At 45.7% G+C, this 16641-nt stretch carries 15 protein-coding genes and 1 riboswitch; of the genes, 4 read left to right on the top strand and 11 right to left on the bottom strand.

Annotated features, from left to right (window positions below):
• The first annotated feature begins 45 nt into the window (after positions 1-45).
• Complete coding sequence (locus GQS64_RS09310) at positions 46-951, top strand: LysR family transcriptional regulator (RefSeq protein WP_077992939.1); 906 nt, start codon at positions 46-48, stop codon at positions 949-951.
• 1765 nt (positions 952-2716) lie between these two features.
• Here the strand turns inward: GQS64_RS09310 and GQS64_RS09305 are convergent.
• The 5 genes from GQS64_RS09305 to GQS64_RS09285 all read right to left on the bottom strand — a co-directional run bounded on the left by GQS64_RS09305 (position 2717) and on the right by GQS64_RS09285 (position 7449).
• A complete protein-coding gene (locus GQS64_RS09305) occupies positions 2717-3919 on the bottom strand; it encodes a pyridoxal phosphate-dependent aminotransferase (RefSeq protein WP_198231385.1) in 1203 nt (400 codons plus the stop codon).
• 263 nt (positions 3920-4182) lie between these two features.
• Complete coding sequence (locus tag GQS64_RS09300; RefSeq protein ID WP_246798540.1) at positions 4183-4620, bottom strand: pseudoazurin; 438 nt, start codon at positions 4618-4620, stop codon at positions 4183-4185.
• Between the two features lie 3 nt (positions 4621-4623).
• A complete protein-coding gene (locus tag GQS64_RS09295) occupies positions 4624-5397 on the bottom strand; it encodes an ABC transporter ATP-binding protein (RefSeq protein ID WP_198231384.1) in 774 nt (257 codons plus the stop codon).
• 1 nt (position 5398) lies between these two features.
• Positions 5399-6415: a FecCD family ABC transporter permease gene (locus GQS64_RS09290; RefSeq protein ID WP_077992929.1), complete on the bottom strand. Its 1017-nt coding sequence runs from the start codon at positions 6413-6415 to the stop codon at positions 5399-5401.
• The gene (locus GQS64_RS09285; protein ID WP_077992928.1) at positions 6412-7449 is read right to left on the bottom strand and encodes an ABC transporter substrate-binding protein; all 1038 of its coding nucleotides are present in this window, start codon (positions 7447-7449) and stop codon (positions 6412-6414) included. The genes GQS64_RS09290 and GQS64_RS09285 overlap by 4 nt, the downstream gene beginning before the upstream one ends.
• Between GQS64_RS09285 and GQS64_RS09280 the strand changes: the two genes are divergently transcribed.
• Positions 7448-7651 carry a hypothetical protein gene (locus GQS64_RS09280; RefSeq protein WP_198231383.1) on the top strand — a complete coding sequence of 68 codons (204 nt, stop codon included), beginning with the start codon at positions 7448-7450 and terminating at the stop codon, positions 7649-7651. The two genes, GQS64_RS09285 and GQS64_RS09280, sit on opposite strands and share 2 nt — an antisense overlap.
• A gap of 337 nt (positions 7652-7988) precedes the next feature.
• Positions 7989-8216: riboswitch (cobalamin riboswitch) on the bottom strand.
• A gap of 493 nt (positions 8217-8709) precedes the next feature.
• On the opposite strand, the gene GQS64_RS09275 is transcribed toward GQS64_RS09280, so the two are convergent.
• Positions 8710-8919, bottom strand: a complete 210-nt coding sequence (locus GQS64_RS09275; RefSeq protein ID WP_077992924.1) for a cold-shock protein — start codon at positions 8917-8919, stop codon at positions 8710-8712.
• A 313-nt stretch (positions 8920-9232) separates the two neighbouring features.
• Here GQS64_RS09275 and GQS64_RS09270 point away from each other — a divergent pair, with 313 nt between their 5' ends.
• Together GQS64_RS09270 and GQS64_RS09265 are read left to right on the top strand one after the other, a co-directional pair.
• Positions 9233-11185, top strand: a complete 1953-nt coding sequence (locus GQS64_RS09270; protein ID WP_198231382.1) for an ABC transporter ATP-binding protein/permease — start codon at positions 9233-9235, stop codon at positions 11183-11185.
• Positions 11186-12031: 846 nt separating this feature from the next.
• Positions 12032-12166 (top strand): hypothetical protein, encoded by a 135-nt coding sequence (locus GQS64_RS09265; RefSeq protein ID WP_256435148.1) that lies wholly within the window; start codon positions 12032-12034, stop codon positions 12164-12166.
• A 55-nt stretch (positions 12167-12221) separates the two neighbouring features.
• Here the strand turns inward: GQS64_RS09265 and GQS64_RS09260 are convergent, their stop codons facing one another.
• From GQS64_RS09260 to GQS64_RS09240, 5 genes are all read right to left on the bottom strand, one after another.
• Positions 12222-13598 (bottom strand): 4Fe-4S binding protein, encoded by a 1377-nt coding sequence (locus GQS64_RS09260; protein ID WP_198231381.1) that lies wholly within the window; start codon positions 13596-13598, stop codon positions 12222-12224.
• A gap of 22 nt (positions 13599-13620) precedes the next feature.
• Complete coding sequence (locus GQS64_RS09255) at positions 13621-14472, bottom strand: FTR1 family iron permease (RefSeq protein WP_198231380.1); 852 nt, start codon at positions 14470-14472, stop codon at positions 13621-13623.
• Positions 14473-14484: 12 nt separating this feature from the next.
• Positions 14485-14808, bottom strand: coding sequence for a cupredoxin domain-containing protein (locus tag GQS64_RS09250; RefSeq protein WP_077973587.1), 324 nt, complete (start codon positions 14806-14808; stop codon positions 14485-14487).
• 259 nt (positions 14809-15067) lie between these two features.
• Positions 15068-15601: an iron transporter gene (locus GQS64_RS09245; RefSeq protein WP_077992912.1), complete on the bottom strand. Its 534-nt coding sequence runs from the start codon at positions 15599-15601 to the stop codon at positions 15068-15070.
• Between the two features lie 555 nt (positions 15602-16156).
• On the bottom strand, positions 16157-16357 hold the full coding sequence (locus GQS64_RS09240; RefSeq protein WP_198231379.1) for a hypothetical protein: 201 nt from the start codon (positions 16355-16357) through the stop codon (positions 16157-16159).
• Positions 16358-16641 lie beyond the last annotated feature (284 nt).

Below are 16641 nucleotides of genomic sequence, written 5' to 3'. Positions count from 1 at the left end.
TCACCGCTCAAAAGCCGGTGTTTTTATAATTGAGGAGAAAATCTGGTGGCTGCGCCGTTGGATTGGGACAAATTGAGAATTTTCCACGCCGCTGCTGAAGCTGGCTCGTTTACACATGCCGCTCAGACGTTGCATTTATCGCAATCGGCAATTTCACGGCAGGTTTCTGCGCTCGAACAGGATGTCGGCGTGCCGCTTTTCCAACGCCATGCGCGCGGACTTATCATGACAGAGCAGGGCGAAATTTTATATCGCACTGCCCATGACGTATTGATGAAACTTGAAAATGTCCGCTCCAAATTGAGTGAAAGTCGCGAAAAGCCGACCGGCCATTTGTGCGTTACAACGACATTCGGTCTTGGCTCCGGTTGGCTCGTCCAGCGTATACCGGAATTTGTCAACCTTTATCCGGATATACAGATCCAGCTTCTCCTCGATGACGAGGAACTGGATTTGACAATGCGCCACGCCGATTGTGCGTTGCGTTTACGCCAACCCCAACAGCCCGACCTCATCCAGCGACGGCTTTTTACAGTGCATATGCATGTCTATGCTTCGGCCAATTATCTTGCCAATCATGGCAAACCCACCCAATTGGAAGAGCTTGATAATCATCGCATTTTGTCTTTCGGTGAATCGGCGCCAAGCTATCTTGCCGGATTGAACTGGCTTGAAACCGCCGGTCGTAACGACGGTTCACAACGTATCCCGTCTTTACAAATCAATAATGTGATTTCCATTAAAAAAGCGGCCATGAAAAATCTTGGTATTGCTGTTTTACCGGATTATATCATTGCTCCCAATGATGGTTTGATAAGACTTTTCCCCGATCTCACAGAAATTCCTTCATTCGATACGTTTTTCTGTTATCCCGAAGCGCTCAAAAATTCGGCCAAACTTCATGCTTTTCGTGATTATATTTTTGCAAAATCACGCAATTGGTCATTCTGATTGCGGTATTCGGAAAATTTCAATCACGGGAACAAACATTAAAAACCTTTTATAACGTTCGCCCTGATGAACCTTGTCTCTACCGGCCTTATGCTGTCACATTATTTGTCTTTTATTCCGATTTTGAAGTGCCTTTCTATTGACCCGCCGGTTTTCTGACAGTTTGAAATGATAAACGCCGAAGGCGATAGCCTATCAACAGTGTTCGCAAGTGCCAAATTTATGCATATGAAATCGTGTTCACTTGCGGCGAAATAATAGGCATTAAATAAACGTGCCAATTCTTTGAGCAGCGGATGCACGCTCTCTGGGCAAAAAAATTTTCAATCAAGCCAAAACGGGATATAGATGTTTTTACGGCGATCTGGCGGGATTCTGACAAAAAGATTTTTCTAAATATTTGTTTTATAACAATAAAACATCTACATAAATTTTCGGTCAAAAAATATTTCAATGAAGCTATGCGTTTGGTGCATAGCTGTTCTGCTTAAAATCTGGTTGCTGGCTGCCTAAAAAAAGTGCATATTACCGGCATCTCAAGTGGACGTCTCCTCCCATTGCGTTTCTTGAGTGTTCCCCTCTGGAGGTTTTGTCAGATTGACTATAGTCTCTGATACCTTCAAACTTCAGCCGGACTATTTGTCCGGCTTTTTTTTTGATTTTTTTGTATTTCTGCTTTTTAAAGAAGTTATGGTTTTTCTGGTGATCTTATCGCAAATTGTAACGGCGGTAATTCTTTTCACAATTGCCGGTTTCACGCGTTTATGCGCGCACCCGTTATCATGGTTGCAGAAAATTTATATCGACAGCAAATACCATATTCTCCGGTTATGGGGATATGTCTTTCTTTTTTGTGATTTTTATTCTGGCAGATAATCAGAAATCTTAGAGGAAATGGAGTGAGCGAAGCGTTCAGCCCGCTTTCTGCCGAGGAGAGTTACATTTGATTATATAGACCGTCTCGGCAGAGACGAGATCAACATGTGCGCATAGATTACGTCAATCATATATGTGCTGGCGGTATCAATCATAGGTGCGGGGGAAATAGGTCTTCGCGGTTGTTACCACGCTCTGTTTAGACGCTGAAACTGCTTACAGGCACAAGCTTTAGATGGTGCATAGTACCCGTCAATTATGTATGCACGGGTAAGATCAACCATATGAGCGGGCAAATCAGTTCGGCGCAGGTAATGTGCGGCTTGTTTGGAAGCTTGAAACCTCTTTCAGGCACAAGCTTTAGATGGTGCATAGCACCCGTCAATCATGTATGTACGGGTAAGATCAATCATATGAGCGGGCAAATCAGTTCGGGGCGGGTAATGTGCGGCTTGTTTGGAAGCTTGAAATCTCTTGCGGGCACAAGCTTTATGATGGTGCGTAGCACCCGTCAATCATGTATGCACGGGTAAGATCAACCATATGAGCGGGCAAGTCAGTTCGGGGCAGGTAATGTGCGGCTTGTTTGGAAGCTTGGAATCTCTTTCAGGCACAAGCTTTATAGAGGCTGAACCGGCATTATTCTTTTTATCCTTCAAAGTGATTTATTCGACAAAGCAAGGATCACTAAGCTTTCAAGGCGAATACACCATCAGCAGTTTTTCAAGCGACGTTTTGCAGTGAACTGTCTTTGCAGCGGGAGATCGGGAAGGTTTGGTTTTTTTGTGAGCTGCGTCGGCAAAACAAACTGTTTGGTATTTTACAAAAAAACCGCCTGAAAAGGCGGTTTTCAATTCGTTATCTGTAAAGGCCGTTCATGGCCAAAGTTTTAGCGCAAGCTTGCACAGAAGCGTTGAATGCGCCGGCAGGCTTCTTCCAGCAATTTTTCAGAAGTTGCATAGGAAATGCGGAAAGCCGGTCCCAGACCGAAAGCGGCTCCGTGAACAACTGCAACAGCTTCTGTTTCAAGAAGGGCGGTGACAAAGTCTTCATCAGTCTTGATGACCTTGCCTTCCGGTGTTTTCTTGCCAATCAGTTTTGCGCAGGAAGGATAAACATAGAATGCGCCTTCCGGTGTCGGGCATTCAAGGCCGTTTGCCTGATTGAGCATGGAAACCACGAGATCGCGTCTTGCCTGAAAAATCGCTTTATTTTTGGCAATAAAATCCTGCGGGCCGTTCAAAGCTTCAACAGCAGCCCATTGCGAAATCGAGCTTGTGCCCGATGTCTGCTGGCTCTGGATGGTTTCCATGGCCTTGATAAGCTCGACCGGACCGGCTGCATAACCAATACGCCAACCCGTCATTGCATAGGCTTTTGAAACACCGTTTACTGTCAATGTGCGTTCGTAAAGCTTCGGCTCTACGGCTGCCGGAGTGGCAAACTTGAAATCGTTATAAGTGAGGTGCTCGTACATATCATCGCTCATGATATGGACATGCGGATATTTCAAAAGCACATCGGTCAGTTTTTTCAACTCGTCATGGGTGTAGGCAGCGCCCGACGGGTTGCACGGAGAATTGAAAACAAACCATTTTGTTTTGTCGGTAATGGCTGCTTCGAGATCTTCCGGCTGAAGCTTGTAATTGAATTCTTTTTTGGCATCGACGAAAACCGGTGTGCCATTATTGACGGCAACCATTTCCGGATAGCTTACCCAATAGGGGGCTGGGATAATAACTTCGTCGCCCTTGTTCAATGTTGCCATGAAAGCATTGAAAAGAACCTGCTTGCCACCAGTGCCGACAATAATCTGCTGCGGCTTGTAATCAAGATTGTTTTCACGCTTGAATTTTGTTGCAATGGCTTGGCGAAGCTCCGGTATACCGGCAACAGGAGTATATTTTGTTTTGCCCTGACGGATTGCCTCGATAGCAGCATTTTTAACGTTATCGGGTGTGTCGAAATCAGGTTCTCCCGCACCGAGTGAAATTACATCACGGCCGGTAGCCTTGAGGTCACGGGCCTTTTGTGCAACAGCAATAGTCGCGGAGGGCTTGATACGGGATAGCGTATCGCCAATGAATGCCATTCTATTATCTCCTCAGATTGAATAAGCAATGCACTGATTCTTGCCTTGAAGTGCAATAAGTCAGCATAATAAATCTATGTCCCAAGCGCTTTAAAAGTGCAAGAATTGTCTTCATCAATTTATCGTAGAGGGAAGGAAACTATTGGTGAAGCCACCAATAGTTTAGAGTTTAGCCGGTCTGTCGGGGTCAATTCTTGCAAATTTTATCATTCTTCAGAAATTCGCGCCATTCTCCCGATATTCCAGCATTTGCGCAACGTTTTCTATTCCCCTTTTTCGACACGGGAAAAAATGTCATCAAAGCGCTTTTTTGCAATGCCCGGCTGCTTATGATCGCGGTAGGACTGCGGCAAAGCCTGATCGTCACCGACTTTAATCAACATAATCATTCCCATGGCATAATGGGGAATACATTTAATGCCGTAAAAGCCGGGTTTATCGAAAGTCACTTGCAGTTCTTCATCAATCTTGCCTTTGAAGGGGGTTGCGCCTTCCGGTATCATGTCATCAATGGTTGCAGCGTTGTGACTTTTCTGTGTGGCAATGAATTTCACCGAGTCGCCGGGTTTGAGTTTTAGATAATCCGGCTCGAACACCATAGCACCGGCTGTTCCGCGATTGAGCATTTTGACTTCGTAAGTTTCGGCATTTGCAGAAGCGGTAAAGGCGAATAAAGCCAGAAGAGCGACGAGTGTTTTCATTTTTTATCCTTTCAATGAAGGTGGCAGCAGGTAACGTATATGAAGCCTGCCATTTTCAAGCTTGTCTATTTCGGCATTGGCACGGAAGTTGGTCAATATTGTTTGTTTCGTCAGCACGTCTTCGGGAAGCCCCGAACTTATCAAACGCCCATGATCGAGCAAAGCGATGCGATCGCAAAACATGGCTGCATGATTAAGATCGTGAAGGGCAATCAGTACCGAAAGATCAAGCCTGCGAACGAGAGAGAGTATCTCCAATTGACATCCTATATCAAGATGATTTGTCGGTTCATCAAGAATGAGAATACGCGGTTTTTGTGCCAATGCACGGGCAATGTGGATGCGTTGCTTTTCACCCCCCGAAAGACTGTTCAGAAGACGCTTCTCGAAGCCTTTCATATTGACTTTTTCGAGTGCATCCTGCAACGCCTCTTCATCTTCGGGAAACCACGGTGAAAGCAATTTTTTGTGGGGTGTGCGGCCAATTTCTATGGCGTGGCGCACGTCGATGCGCTCATGCGGTTCGGCCTGTTGTTCGACAAAGGCAATTGTTTTTGCAAGTTTACGCCGCGACCATTTGGACAAGGCAATATTATCAAGGCTTATATCGCCTTTTGTCGGTGTAACAAGGCCTGCAAAAACAGATAAAAGCGAACTTTTGCCCGCGCCATTGGGGCCGATAATGCCTAAAATTTCATGGTCGTTCAATGTGAGCGTTATATCATCAAGAATGGTGTGATGGTCACGTTCAAGCGATAAATGTTCGCCGACAAGCATATCAATTTCCTTTCTGCCGCAACAGCAACAGGGCAAAAAGCGGAGCGCCGATCAATGCCGTGACAATACCGACCGGAAAAGCAAGGCCGGGCACAATAATGCGCGAAATCACATCGGCGGCAATCATGAAAAGTGCGCCGATCAATGCCGAAGCGGGTATCAGAAGCTGGTGGCGCACGCCGACAATAAGCCGTGCCGCATGGGGAACAACCAGTCCGACAAAGCTGATTGTACCCATAATGGAAACCATAACGGCAGTAACCAGAGCAACAAGAGTAATCAGCAACATGCTCACATAATTGACAGAAATACCAAGCGATTTGGCGGCACGCGAGCCGAAGACGAAAGCATCGAGAATGCGGGAAAATGCAAGGAAAATTAAAAATGCCAGAAGTGTTAACGGGAAAGCCAGTAAAGCATCACTCCATCTCGCTCCGGAAAGATTTCCGATCATCCAGGCAAAAATATTCGAGCGTCCTTCAAGTGGCGTAAAAATCATCAATATGAGTGCTGTCAAGGCATTGAACAACATGGCACTGGCAATACCGGCGAGAATAATGGCGGTTGCATTGCGTCCGGAATGATAGGCAAGAAAAACAACAAAGAAAAACGATAACAGACCGCCGATCAATGCACCCGTTGAAAGTGACAGAATACTCAAATTCATGCCGAAAGCGGTAACCAATGCCGCACCTGTTCCTGCACCCGACGAAATGCCGAGAAGATAGGGTTCGGCAAGGGGATTTCTCAACAAGGCCTGTAAAATAACCCCGCACATGGCAAGACCGGCACCACAACACGCGCCCACGACTGCACGCGGCAGACGCCACAGCCAGATCACCCGGCTGTGGAATATATCCACCTCGTAACCGCTACCGAACAGATGGTTGGCAATGGTTTTCAAAAAAGTGGAAAACGGAATGGCAATCTCGCCAATCGCTGCACCTGTCACAATTGCGCATAGCAAAAGACAGATGCAAAAAAGCCAGATGATAATCGTGCGGGGTAAATGTGTCACTCTTTTTCAAGACCAAGTTCGACAATGGCATTTGCCAGTTTTTCGATACCGTCAATGGTGCGCATGGTTGTATTCATGGATTGCACGTCCATGTTGACAAGACGGTTATTCTCGACAGCCGGTAGCAGTTTTGTAACGGGGTCTTTCTTCAAGAAATCACGTTTCACAACAACATCATCGGCAGGAAAACGGCGGCGATCCATTTCGGCAAGAACAATAATGGTCGGGTTTGCTTTAACGATGGTTTCCCATCCCACAGTCGGCCATTCATAATCGGATTTGATAACGTTTTGAATGCCGAGAATTTTCATAATATAACCGGGTGCACCAAGGTCTCCGGCAACATAGGGGTCAATATCAAGATCGGCACTCGAATACCAGAAAACCGCGCTGAGTTTGCCCTTGGGCAGGTTTTTGACTTTGTCGATTGCAGCCTGTTCGCGCCCTTTGAGCTCTTTAACAAGTTGTTCTCCTTTATCCTGAACGTTGAAGATCACCGAAAGTTCGGAAATTTCCTGATAGATGAGATCCATCGTAAAGGGGGCTGTGCGCAAACCGTCGCTACCGGCAAGGTTGTCTTTTCCCACGCAATCGGCAGGCGCGGTATAAACCGGAATTTCAAAATCTTTAAATTGGTCATAGGTTGCAGCACTTCCCGCAGGCCCTATAACCCATTCCTGATGGCTTGCAACAAGATCGGGCTTTTCGGCAATGATGCTCTCGAAACTTGGAACATCATGGGAAAGCATTTTGACGTTTTTGTTGACTTCGGTAAATTGCGGCAAAACCGGCGAATACCAGAGCGCAGTCCCTTTAACCTTGTCGGATAATCCCAAAGCATAAAGTATCTCTGTCGTATTTTGTCCGACCGAAACAACGCGTTCCGGTGCTTTGTTAAAAACCAGTGTGCGGCCGCAATTTTTTACCGTTAGCGGATAATGCGTTTCTTCAGCCAAAGCATTGCTATAAAAATTAACCGCAAAGAAGGAAATCACCGCAGTTAAAATTGTCGTCTTCAAATGGATGGTTTTCATGAGTTTGCTCTTCTCGTTCAAGCCCAAGGCAAGGCCGTTTTATGAAGGTTTTGCCTTGTCACGGGTTTCAAATATTTCACGAGGGCGTTCGGGAAAGTTTTCAAGCAGGGAAAAGCCCATTCGTTCAACGTCGAAGGCTCTATTTGCCGCTTATCATCCGAATGAAGAGCCTTACAAAAATTCTCCACCGGGAAGGCATTGATAAACGGTGTTGAAACACCTGAAAGCCCTTTTATTGCGGTTGTTTTTAAAGCAATAAAAAACGCTTTGCCAACGTGGTTTATCTTTTCTTCTCTTGAGCAAAATAATGAAAAAAGCGGTTTCCGGATGTGTTGTTGGCAAACGATCAAAAAGCGCAAAAAATACAATATTTGTTGCAACACAATCTGCTGCAACATTGCTATCACTTCATAAACCGGACGGGGTAAAAAAATCCGTATAAGCATATGAGAGGCGACAAACTTGGCGCCTGACCGGATTGCCATGGTTACCTTTCCTTTGCACCCACCGTGCGTTAGGGATATTCAATGACAGGCTTGTGAAAGCCTATGATTGACGGCAGGTCTCCTGGCTCGCGGCATTTTTTTGCACCTTTTACCTTCCCGCTTTCGCAGTGGTCGGGTGAATCCCCTAAAAAAGGTGCTGCCGTTTACAGTTGCGGGGGCAGCCACGGTTGAAATCCCTTGAGTGCGGTCAATTTTTCCGTGTTCCCTATTATTCCCCTTTTGAAGACATCCTGAAGGGGAACCGTCAATAAAATTTATAGCTTATCTAAATAGAAGTGCAAGCAGCTTGTTGACGTTCTTCTTGAAACAGCAAAACGATATTCTTCCGTTTGGCTTTCAAGAACTCATGTTTGTTATTCCGTTCAAGAACACAACGCGGGCGACGTTCAAGAGAAATATCGCAGGAAACTTCTTAGGAAACATGGGGACAAAACAACGGGAAAGATTGGACGAAACATCGCGGAGCCGACAAGGAAAAAATAAGGGGGAAAAAATAAGGGGGGAAAAATAAGGGGGAAAAAATAAGGGGGAAAAAATGAGGGGGAAAAAATAGGGGGAAAGATCGAGGAAAAAACGGAAACATATAAAAGCGGGGGAATGGGGGGCTTCGAGATCAAATTGAAAAAATGATTAGACCATTAAAAAAGCCCCGCCGAAAAACCGGTAGAGCTTTTTGTAATAACTCGTGAATGGTAGCGTTGAAATGCCGATAAATCTTTTATTGTCGAATTAAAAGCATTCAAGCCGCTTGTCATTAAAGAGCTGAAAGATTGCCTGCAGCAGATTTTCCTGAACGGCGATCCTGCACAACCTCGTAAGAAACTTTCTGTCCTTCGGTAAGACCATTCATGCCTGAACGTTCAACAGCCGAGATGTGTACAAAAACATCTGCACCACCATCATCAGGTTGAATGAAGCCGAAGCCTTTTGTTGTGTTGAACCACTTAACTGTTCCTGTAGCCATAGGAAACTCCTGTAATAAGAAATGATTGCATCGACACATACAGTGTTGATACATTTGGTAGATCGAAATTTAGAAAGGGGAGTTTCGTTAAATAGTGCTTGCTGCACGGTTAAGAAAGTCGCACAACCGAAAAATCGATTGGCGCTTCATTAGACCCTCTAAAACCGGAAAGCAAGTTTTATTAATATTAAAATTGCAAGCATTCTTGCTTTTGCTATTTTGATTGCCGACACTATCTGGTGTATAAGGGTGCAATCAATATTTTTAACTGTCGTCAGAATGTCGCGATTGTCATGTAAGGGGAATTGATTGAATGGCCAAAAATGGCAGCGATAAAGACGACGTTATGCCCGATAATCCGGTCGATGCCGCTCCCGGTTCATTGCGTGAAGGCATTGTCAAAAATACCCGTTTTTCGCATCAGGCAAAAATTCTTTATATCGCTTTCTGGCATTCGCACACGCGCAACACGTTGATTGCGACATTTCTTGGAATACTCGTGCTGATTATTCTGATTGGTCGCGGGCAATTGCAAATCAATGAGTGGACCAAAGATTTCTGGAATGCAATCAGCCGTAAAGATTTGCATGAGTTTGTTTTCCAGCTCGGCGTATTCTTTGTCATTGCCTCGGTGCTGTTGATCTTCAATATTGTCCAGACTTTTTTGAACCAATATTTGAAGATGAAATTGCGTGAAGGATTGACTGACGACCTTATCAGCCAATGGATGCAGCCCAAGCGTGCCTTTCGCCTGACAATGGCTGGGGAAGTCGGCGTAAACCCCGACCAGAAACTCCATGAAGATGCCCGCCATCTTGCCGAATCAACTGCTGATCTCGGCATCAATCTGTTGCAGGCCAGTGTAACATTAATCATCTTCATTCCGACGTTATGGGCAACAACGGCCGGTTTTGTTTTCAGTTTTTCCGGCTATAGTTTTCCGCTTCCCGGTTACATGATCTGGGCAGTGCTTCTTTATGTCGGTGCGGCTTCCTTTCTCACCTGGTTTGTTGCGCGTAATCTGGTAACGATCAACGCCAACCGCTATGCGCGTGAAGCAGATTTGCGTGCCGCTTTAATGCACACCAACCGTTCAATTGATTCGATCACGCTGATGGGGGCCGAGAAAGACGAGAAGCGCTATCTCGACGGGCGTGTGCAAAATGTTTTGAACGCCATTTGGCATATTGTTGTCGCAACGACCAAATTGACAGGCATTACCGCCGGTTATGGCTGGGTATCGAATGTTGCTCCTTATATTATCGCCTCGCCGATCTATTTTGGCGGCGGTATTGACCTCGGCGGTCTTCAGGCTGCTGTTCAGGCCTTCAATCAGGCGCACCAGTCATTGCGCTGGTTTGTTGACAATTATGGCGCGCTGGCCGACTGGCGGGCAACGATGTTGCGTGTTGCAACTTTCAGACAAGCTGTTGTGCAGATGGATGATGTCGATCGGCTGAAGGGCGAACATATCGTCGTCAAAACCAATGATTCCGATATTATGACCTTCGACAATCTGTTGATCCGCACAGCCAACGGCAAATTGACTTTGACACCGTCGAATTTGGCTATCAAACGCGGGCAGAATACTCTGATCTATGCGCCGCAAGACGTTGACAAAACCATTCTTTATCACGCTCTGGCCGGTTTGTGGCCATGGGGGCAGGGCACGGTAGGTCTGCCCAATTCCGGTTTGCCGAACTATATTCCCGATGCGCCCTATATTCCACCGGGCACATTGCGCACGGTTCTTCTTTATCCGGCAACGGATAAAAATCCGACAGACGATGAAATCGAACACGCGCTCGAAATCACCGGTTTGAGTGATTATTTTTCGGCACTTGATGAAGAAAATGTCGATTGGGAAAAACGATTGAACGATGTTGAACGCCGTTCAATTGCTTTTGCCCGCGTGCTTCTTACAAATCCCGAATGGATTGTTGCCAATCAGGTGATGGACGGTATTGACGAAACAGTGCGCAAACGCATTGCCGCGGTTGTTTTCCAGCATCTGAAAAATACTACTTTTGTTTATATCAGCCGTCGCAATGACGAAAGCTATCTGTTCGATGTGATTGTGGAAGTCAAATTCGAGCCTTCGGAACAGGCTTTGCAAAGGAACGAGAACGAAACATCAAACGGGCAAACTTCCGCTTCAACAACAAACGATGAAAACACGACCGCAAGCAAGACAGTGGCCGCAGAGGACGCAGGCGATAAATCTGCAAATAATAAGTCGGAAAATGATAAGCCGGAAATAAAATAGTCAGTTGTTTTGCAAAAAAATCTTTTATAATTTTCGGGCCAAAATACCTTTATCTGTGCGAACACGTTTCTCTTAGAACACAAAAGCCTTTTTGAAGGCGAAACTCTTCTGGAAGGTAAGCCCTTTTTGAAGACGCTCCCCTTGTAGAAGAAAATTTTTTGTAAAAGAAAACCTTTTTGTAAAAGGCAAAAGCAACGCAAATCTTTGCGAATATGGTTTCTTTATCGGTGATTTTATTGATGGTCTGCGTTTGGCGCCTGCTTTTATAATCTGCATTGAGAACCTGCTTTAATGAAAAGCAGCGAGAATGTGCATGGTTGATTTAGGACGTGAAACCTTGATTGATTTGGCAGTGGGCAATGCGTTCTCGATTCCATTGAAGGCATAAGATTTATAAAGGCTCGATAAGGCTTTTGGAAAATTCCGGCGACAGGTTTTGGTTGAACTGCGGCTGATCTAATGAGCTTTGAAGAAAAAACACATCTGAATTATAATGGGCGGGATAACGGACGGGATAACAGGCGGGCGATTTTTTAACGAGGGTCAAATTTAAGCTGTTCTCATGCCGGAAATACCGGATTATTTTTGAGCGGGCGCAGGGGGGTAGCCAATATGGCCGTTTTGTCCCGTCTCGTTGAACGGTTCATATATTTTTCGGCAATCTTGGTGGGTATGTTTTAGGGCGTTATCGGTTTTGGCAGGATTGTTTTTTTGGCATACCGATTTTCGGGGTTATCGGTTGCAAATTTAAAAGCTCCCGTTCAACCGCCGGTCCGACGCTATGAGCGGATTTTACTTCCTGCCGACCGGTAAAAACCGGAATGCATGAAGAGGTCAGGTAGCCAAATGGCACAAGTGCCAAATGGAACGGGATATTTGCCTGATTGTTTGCAAGATATTGCCGATCATTGGCTCGTTTGCATCATTTCTCTTCCTCGAGCTGTCGAGGCAGTCTCCCGCCTCAAGAATAGGGCGGCATGATGGCCTTTAACGTTTAAGCCGACATTCGCTCACGCGACATTTAGAAAAAACTGTTTTACCAGCCCCAGAACATAAGCCACCATGCATAGACGATAGGAACACAAGAAACAGCAAAAAGGAAAAAGCCCAGATATTTGCGGATGAGGCTTGCCGGCGTTCTTTGCAAAATCCTTGCCGCAAGATAAAGGCTCCAGAGCGCAGTTAAAGCAAGAATGAACGCACGTGCATACGGCAACCACCAGAAGGTGATGCCATCATACATTAAAAGTTTTACAGTTGTTGCTGTAAGCCCCAAAAACAGACCGGCAGCAGCCAGTGGCAAAAATGCTTGAGCCAGATGGTGAAAAAGTGTCTGCGAACGCATGAGCGAGGCGATAGCCCATAACATCAGGGTCAAAAATGTGCCAAAAAGCAGACCACTTCCTAAGATGTAACTTGCGACACAAAAGCCGTCTACCCAGTTGAAACTGTCATTATTGGCGGGGTGGTTTGTCAATACCCACCAGGGAGCTGTCGGGTCGAGCGGCCAGAAAATATTGTGGTCGACAAGCCATTCGGCAATTGCCTGCTTGAAAGTCACGAACCACGGGCTGACAGTCCATGTAAACGCCCCGATGGCAACACCGATCATACCGAAAAGCAATAATCTTGTTTCCCAGGGGCTTGCATTTTTATCTGCACCATAAACGACAACTTCTTCCATGACAGAGCGTGGTTTCAGAGCCACTGCATCGCGGAAGCCGGCACAGCGCGCGCACATATGGCAGGCATTGACACCATGAAGCTGGTGAATATTTATCATTGGCGGGCAATTGGGGTTTTCTTGACGTGCACCACAATAATGCGCCCATTTTTCCTGATCTGTCTTGAATGAAATAGGAGCAAGGCGGGAAAGCAGGTTGAAAACGCCATTAACAGGGCAAAGATAACGGCACCAGACGCGCGTTCCTTTACCGAAAAAGAAACCGATGGCCATTGCTGCCAATGTCGAGCCGCCCAGAATGAGAAATGCTGCTTCTGCATAATCATAAACGCTGATTAACTGGCCATAAAGCGTTGTCAGAATAAAGGCCACTGTCGGCCAGCCACGCCATTTGAGCCAGCGCGGGATACTTTTGTTACGCCCGACAGTGCGGCTGGTAAATTCGGCCAAAGCCCCTTCAGGGCAGAAAACGCCGCACCATAACCGCCCCATGACCAGCATGGAGAGAATAACGAATGGCCACCATATTCCCCAAAATACGAACTGGGCAAAAAGAACGAGATTGCCAAGGATATGTTCTTGCCGTGGCGGCAATGGCAGAAATGATGGCACAATAAGGAGAAACAGATAAATGGCAACAACACACCACTGAATCGTCTGAATCACTGTTCTATGGCGTTGCATGACAGTGCCCAGATGATAGACGGCAGTGGTGATGATACGTGACATGGTTTTTTTTAAAAAATCGGTTTCAGGTAACTTTCAATGGGGGGCGAACCGCCGTTTTGGCAGGCTTCCTGTTACAAAGAACAATGGCTGCAATCCAGTAAACTGCCAATACAACGACTTGCATCAAAGACGGTTCCGCATGGTAGCCGGTCAGTCCTGTCAATGTGCTGTTATCGGGAATAAGCCAGCTTGTGCTCCATAGCGGATCATCCATAAAGCTGTAGAGCCATTCGGGTAAATCATAAGCCGAAATCTGGGCTGCCGCTTTGTCAAAGGCAGTAATCAACAAACCGCCACCGATGAGGAGAAGGACAAATTCACTTCCCAAGAAAAACCATCTCCACGGGATGATTTTGGAAAATTTCTGCAACAACCAGAAAGTGAAAAGTGCCAGAATAAAGCCGAGCACACCACCAAGAATGAACATGCCGAGCGAAGAGCCATTTTGTTGGGCTCCGACACCGGCAAGAAACACCACTGTTTCAGAGCCTTCACGGGCAACGGCAATCATTGCAAGGAGCATAATACCGAATCCGCCGGAAGATTGCAGGCTTTCGGCCGCTTCACGTTCCAGAGTATGTTTCATTGAAGCGCCGTGGTGGTGCATCCAGACGATCATTTGCATAATGAGAAGGGCGGCCACGGCCATCATAGCGGTGAAGAACCATTCTCCGCCGGGGCCTGCAAACCATGTGCCCGCAACATAAAACAGAATGGCGAGAATTCCGGCAAGAACAAGCCCTAATGCAGTTCCCGCCCACAAACGGTTTTTAAGCGTTAAAAGATTTTCGCGCCGCAACCACGTATAAAGGATGCCGATAACGAGTAGCGCTTCGATACTTTCACGCCAAACGATGAAAAGAGGTGCACCCATTTGTCTGCTCTCCTATTTTACGTTAATGTCGAAACCGGCCATATCCATGTGAAATTCGTCAATAAAATGGTAACTGCCGGGTTTGAGCGGGTGAATGACAACAAATGATTCAACGCCTGCGCCTAAAACTTTTTCAACGCGCATTGACAGGTTTTCAAATTCGGCCGGCCCAGAACCGATATTTTTAACCGAAATTTTGAAACGTTGTCCCGCCGGAACTTCAATTGATTGCGGTTCAAATACACCATCTTTGATGGTCACATTATAAAGCGAAAGTTCGTCGGCTCCGGCAAAGAGGGGAAACAGACAAAACAGCAAAACCAATATTGCGCGCATAACAAAACCCTTTTTTGAACCAAAGCGAGCTTTCCGGAATGAATGGTTTACTTTCCAGAGAACCAAAAAATCCCCGCTAAAAAGCAAGACCGGCTGTGGAGGTCACAACGGCCGGTCTGCTCGGAGGGGTTACTTCTAATGGTGGATGATCGAAAGTAAACCCCGACATTACAAACAGGTCTCGATCTTTGGGGATAAGATTGACTGGAAACTTATCCCGAAACTATTTCCGGCAGAATTTGACTGCCGGTCATAACAATCAATAGCCACCCTTTTTGCCGGTACCGGCATAGGTGAAGTCATATTCGACAACGCATTTGTCAAACCACGGGCCAACGCCGGTTTCTTTATCGACATGGCGTCCGAACATGGACTCTTTTGAAGGTGGCAAAATGGTGTATTTCAAATGATACTTGCCAGCACCATCAAGCTTGATATTTTCGCCATAGTGCGGGCCGTCATTGGCAACCATAGGATGGAAATGACCGCTCAAAGGCTCTTTTGCACCTTCTTTGGTCAATTCATATGAAACCTGAAGATAGGGTGCCCATGCGCCTTCCGGAAGACCGTTCTTATTATCCTCTGTCGCATGAATATCCGCTTCCAGATGGATGTCGGACTTCGCAGCCGCAAGCATAATGCCCTCCGGCTCCATTTCGATCGGCTGCAGATAAACAGCCGCAATCTCAAGGCCACCGCAGTGCTGTGGTTCGCCAATCGGATATTCGACAGCCAAAGCCGGTGTTGCAAACAGAGTGCAAGAAGCAGCCAGAATTAGTTTGTTTAAATTCATAATTTAACCCTCGGAATAAAACATGACTATATATATCATCTTTTATCAAAAGCGCAAATTTAAAATTTACCAAAATTATCAAGTTCATTTATAAAACTTATAAAAGTGGCCGAATTTTGCTTTTGTTTGTTGAAAAATAACAATTGAATATATAATAGATAACGGGATATTAGACGGCGTAAAAGAAGTAAAAAAATAAAAAATATACTATTTATTTTATCGCAATAATGAAAATATTATTCAAAAAAATATTGATGCTAATTTTATTTCATAATGAAATAAAATAATTTATTAAAAATAACTGGGTGAGTTTGTTATTTTAAAATTTTTTAGCTTTAAAAAAATTTAAGAAAATATTGAATCAAAGAAACATAAAACGTGACAATGTCGCTCATGAGACCCGTTATTTTAAGGCGGGCATGTGTGGGGCAGGATTATGGCGGCGAGGGGCAAGTCGGGTAGGGTTCAGCCAAAACGGCTTTTAGGGTGAAGCAGAAGTGATAATCGCTTTAAACCGAAGTGGAAATTATTGGCGCATCAAATGCGATCGGCACTTCATAGGGGGTTGGCACGCCGAACGCGATCGGCACAATGAAAGCGATCGGCACGTTGAAAATAGTCGGGACGTTGCAAATGATCGGCACGTAAAAGGTTGGGGGTGGCAGAAATGATAAGTAAAGCAATGCGATAGAAACACTTTCCGCATTTTCCCTTTCCCCATTTCTCATAGTGCGCGAGATGAAGAGCCGGTAACACGAAAGCTGTCCAGAAATGTGCTGATAAAAGCTTGAAAGCTATTTGTTGCAAGAATCGGAATTGCGCTCATGACTGGCGGGGGCGGGATAATTTTGTTTAGCGGCTAAGTCATTTCTTGGGCGCTGAGCAATCCGGTCGAAAATTATAAAACTTTGCAAAGTCTGTTGTGTGGCAAAATAAACCGCGTAAAGTTGTGTGCCGGAATGAGCCGGTAACACGAAAGCTGTTCAGAAATGTGCTTATAAAAGCTTGAAAGCTATTTGTTGCAAGAATCGGAATTGCGC

It is taken from the genome of Bartonella sp. P0282, from assembly GCF_048452985.1.
In the GTDB taxonomy this organism is placed as follows: domain Bacteria; phylum Pseudomonadota; class Alphaproteobacteria; order Rhizobiales; family Rhizobiaceae; genus Bartonella; species Bartonella choladocola.
This window is presented reverse-complemented; position numbering and strand designations above follow the sequence as displayed.

Excerpts from the sequence above, each read along its gene's own strand:
- GQS64_RS09245 (WP_077992912.1), bottom strand. The coding sequence starts at position 15,601 with ATGAATTTAAACAAACTAATTCTGGCTGCTTCTTGCACTCTGTTTGCA.
- GQS64_RS09305 (WP_198231385.1), bottom strand. The coding sequence starts at position 3,919 with ATGGCATTCATTGGCGATACGCTATCCCGTATCAAGCCCTCCGCGACT.
- GQS64_RS09295 (WP_198231384.1), bottom strand. The coding sequence starts at position 5,397 with ATGCTTGTCGGCGAACATTTATCGCTTGAACGTGACCATCACACCATT.
- GQS64_RS09260 (WP_198231381.1), bottom strand. The coding sequence starts at position 13,598 with ATGTCACGTATCATCACCACTGCCGTCTATCATCTGGGCACTGTCATG.
- GQS64_RS09300 (WP_246798540.1), bottom strand. The coding sequence starts at position 4,620 with ATGAAAACACTCGTCGCTCTTCTGGCTTTATTCGCCTTTACCGCTTCT.
- GQS64_RS09255 (WP_198231380.1), bottom strand. The coding sequence starts at position 14,472 with ATGGGTGCACCTCTTTTCATCGTTTGGCGTGAAAGTATCGAAGCGCTA.
- GQS64_RS09280 (WP_198231383.1), top strand. The coding sequence starts at position 7,448 with ATGAGTTTGCTCTTCTCGTTCAAGCCCAAGGCAAGGCCGTTTTATGAA.
- GQS64_RS09285 (WP_077992928.1), bottom strand. The coding sequence starts at position 7,449 with ATGAAAACCATCCATTTGAAGACGACAATTTTAACTGCGGTGATTTCC.
- GQS64_RS09270 (WP_198231382.1), top strand. The coding sequence starts at position 9,233 with ATGGCCAAAAATGGCAGCGATAAAGACGACGTTATGCCCGATAATCCG.
- GQS64_RS09265 (WP_256435148.1), top strand. The coding sequence starts at position 12,032 with ATGGCACAAGTGCCAAATGGAACGGGATATTTGCCTGATTGTTTGCAA.
- GQS64_RS09275 (WP_077992924.1), bottom strand. The coding sequence starts at position 8,919 with ATGGCTACAGGAACAGTTAAGTGGTTCAACACAACAAAAGGCTTCGGC.
- GQS64_RS09250 (WP_077973587.1), bottom strand. The coding sequence starts at position 14,808 with ATGCGCGCAATATTGGTTTTGCTGTTTTGTCTGTTTCCCCTCTTTGCC.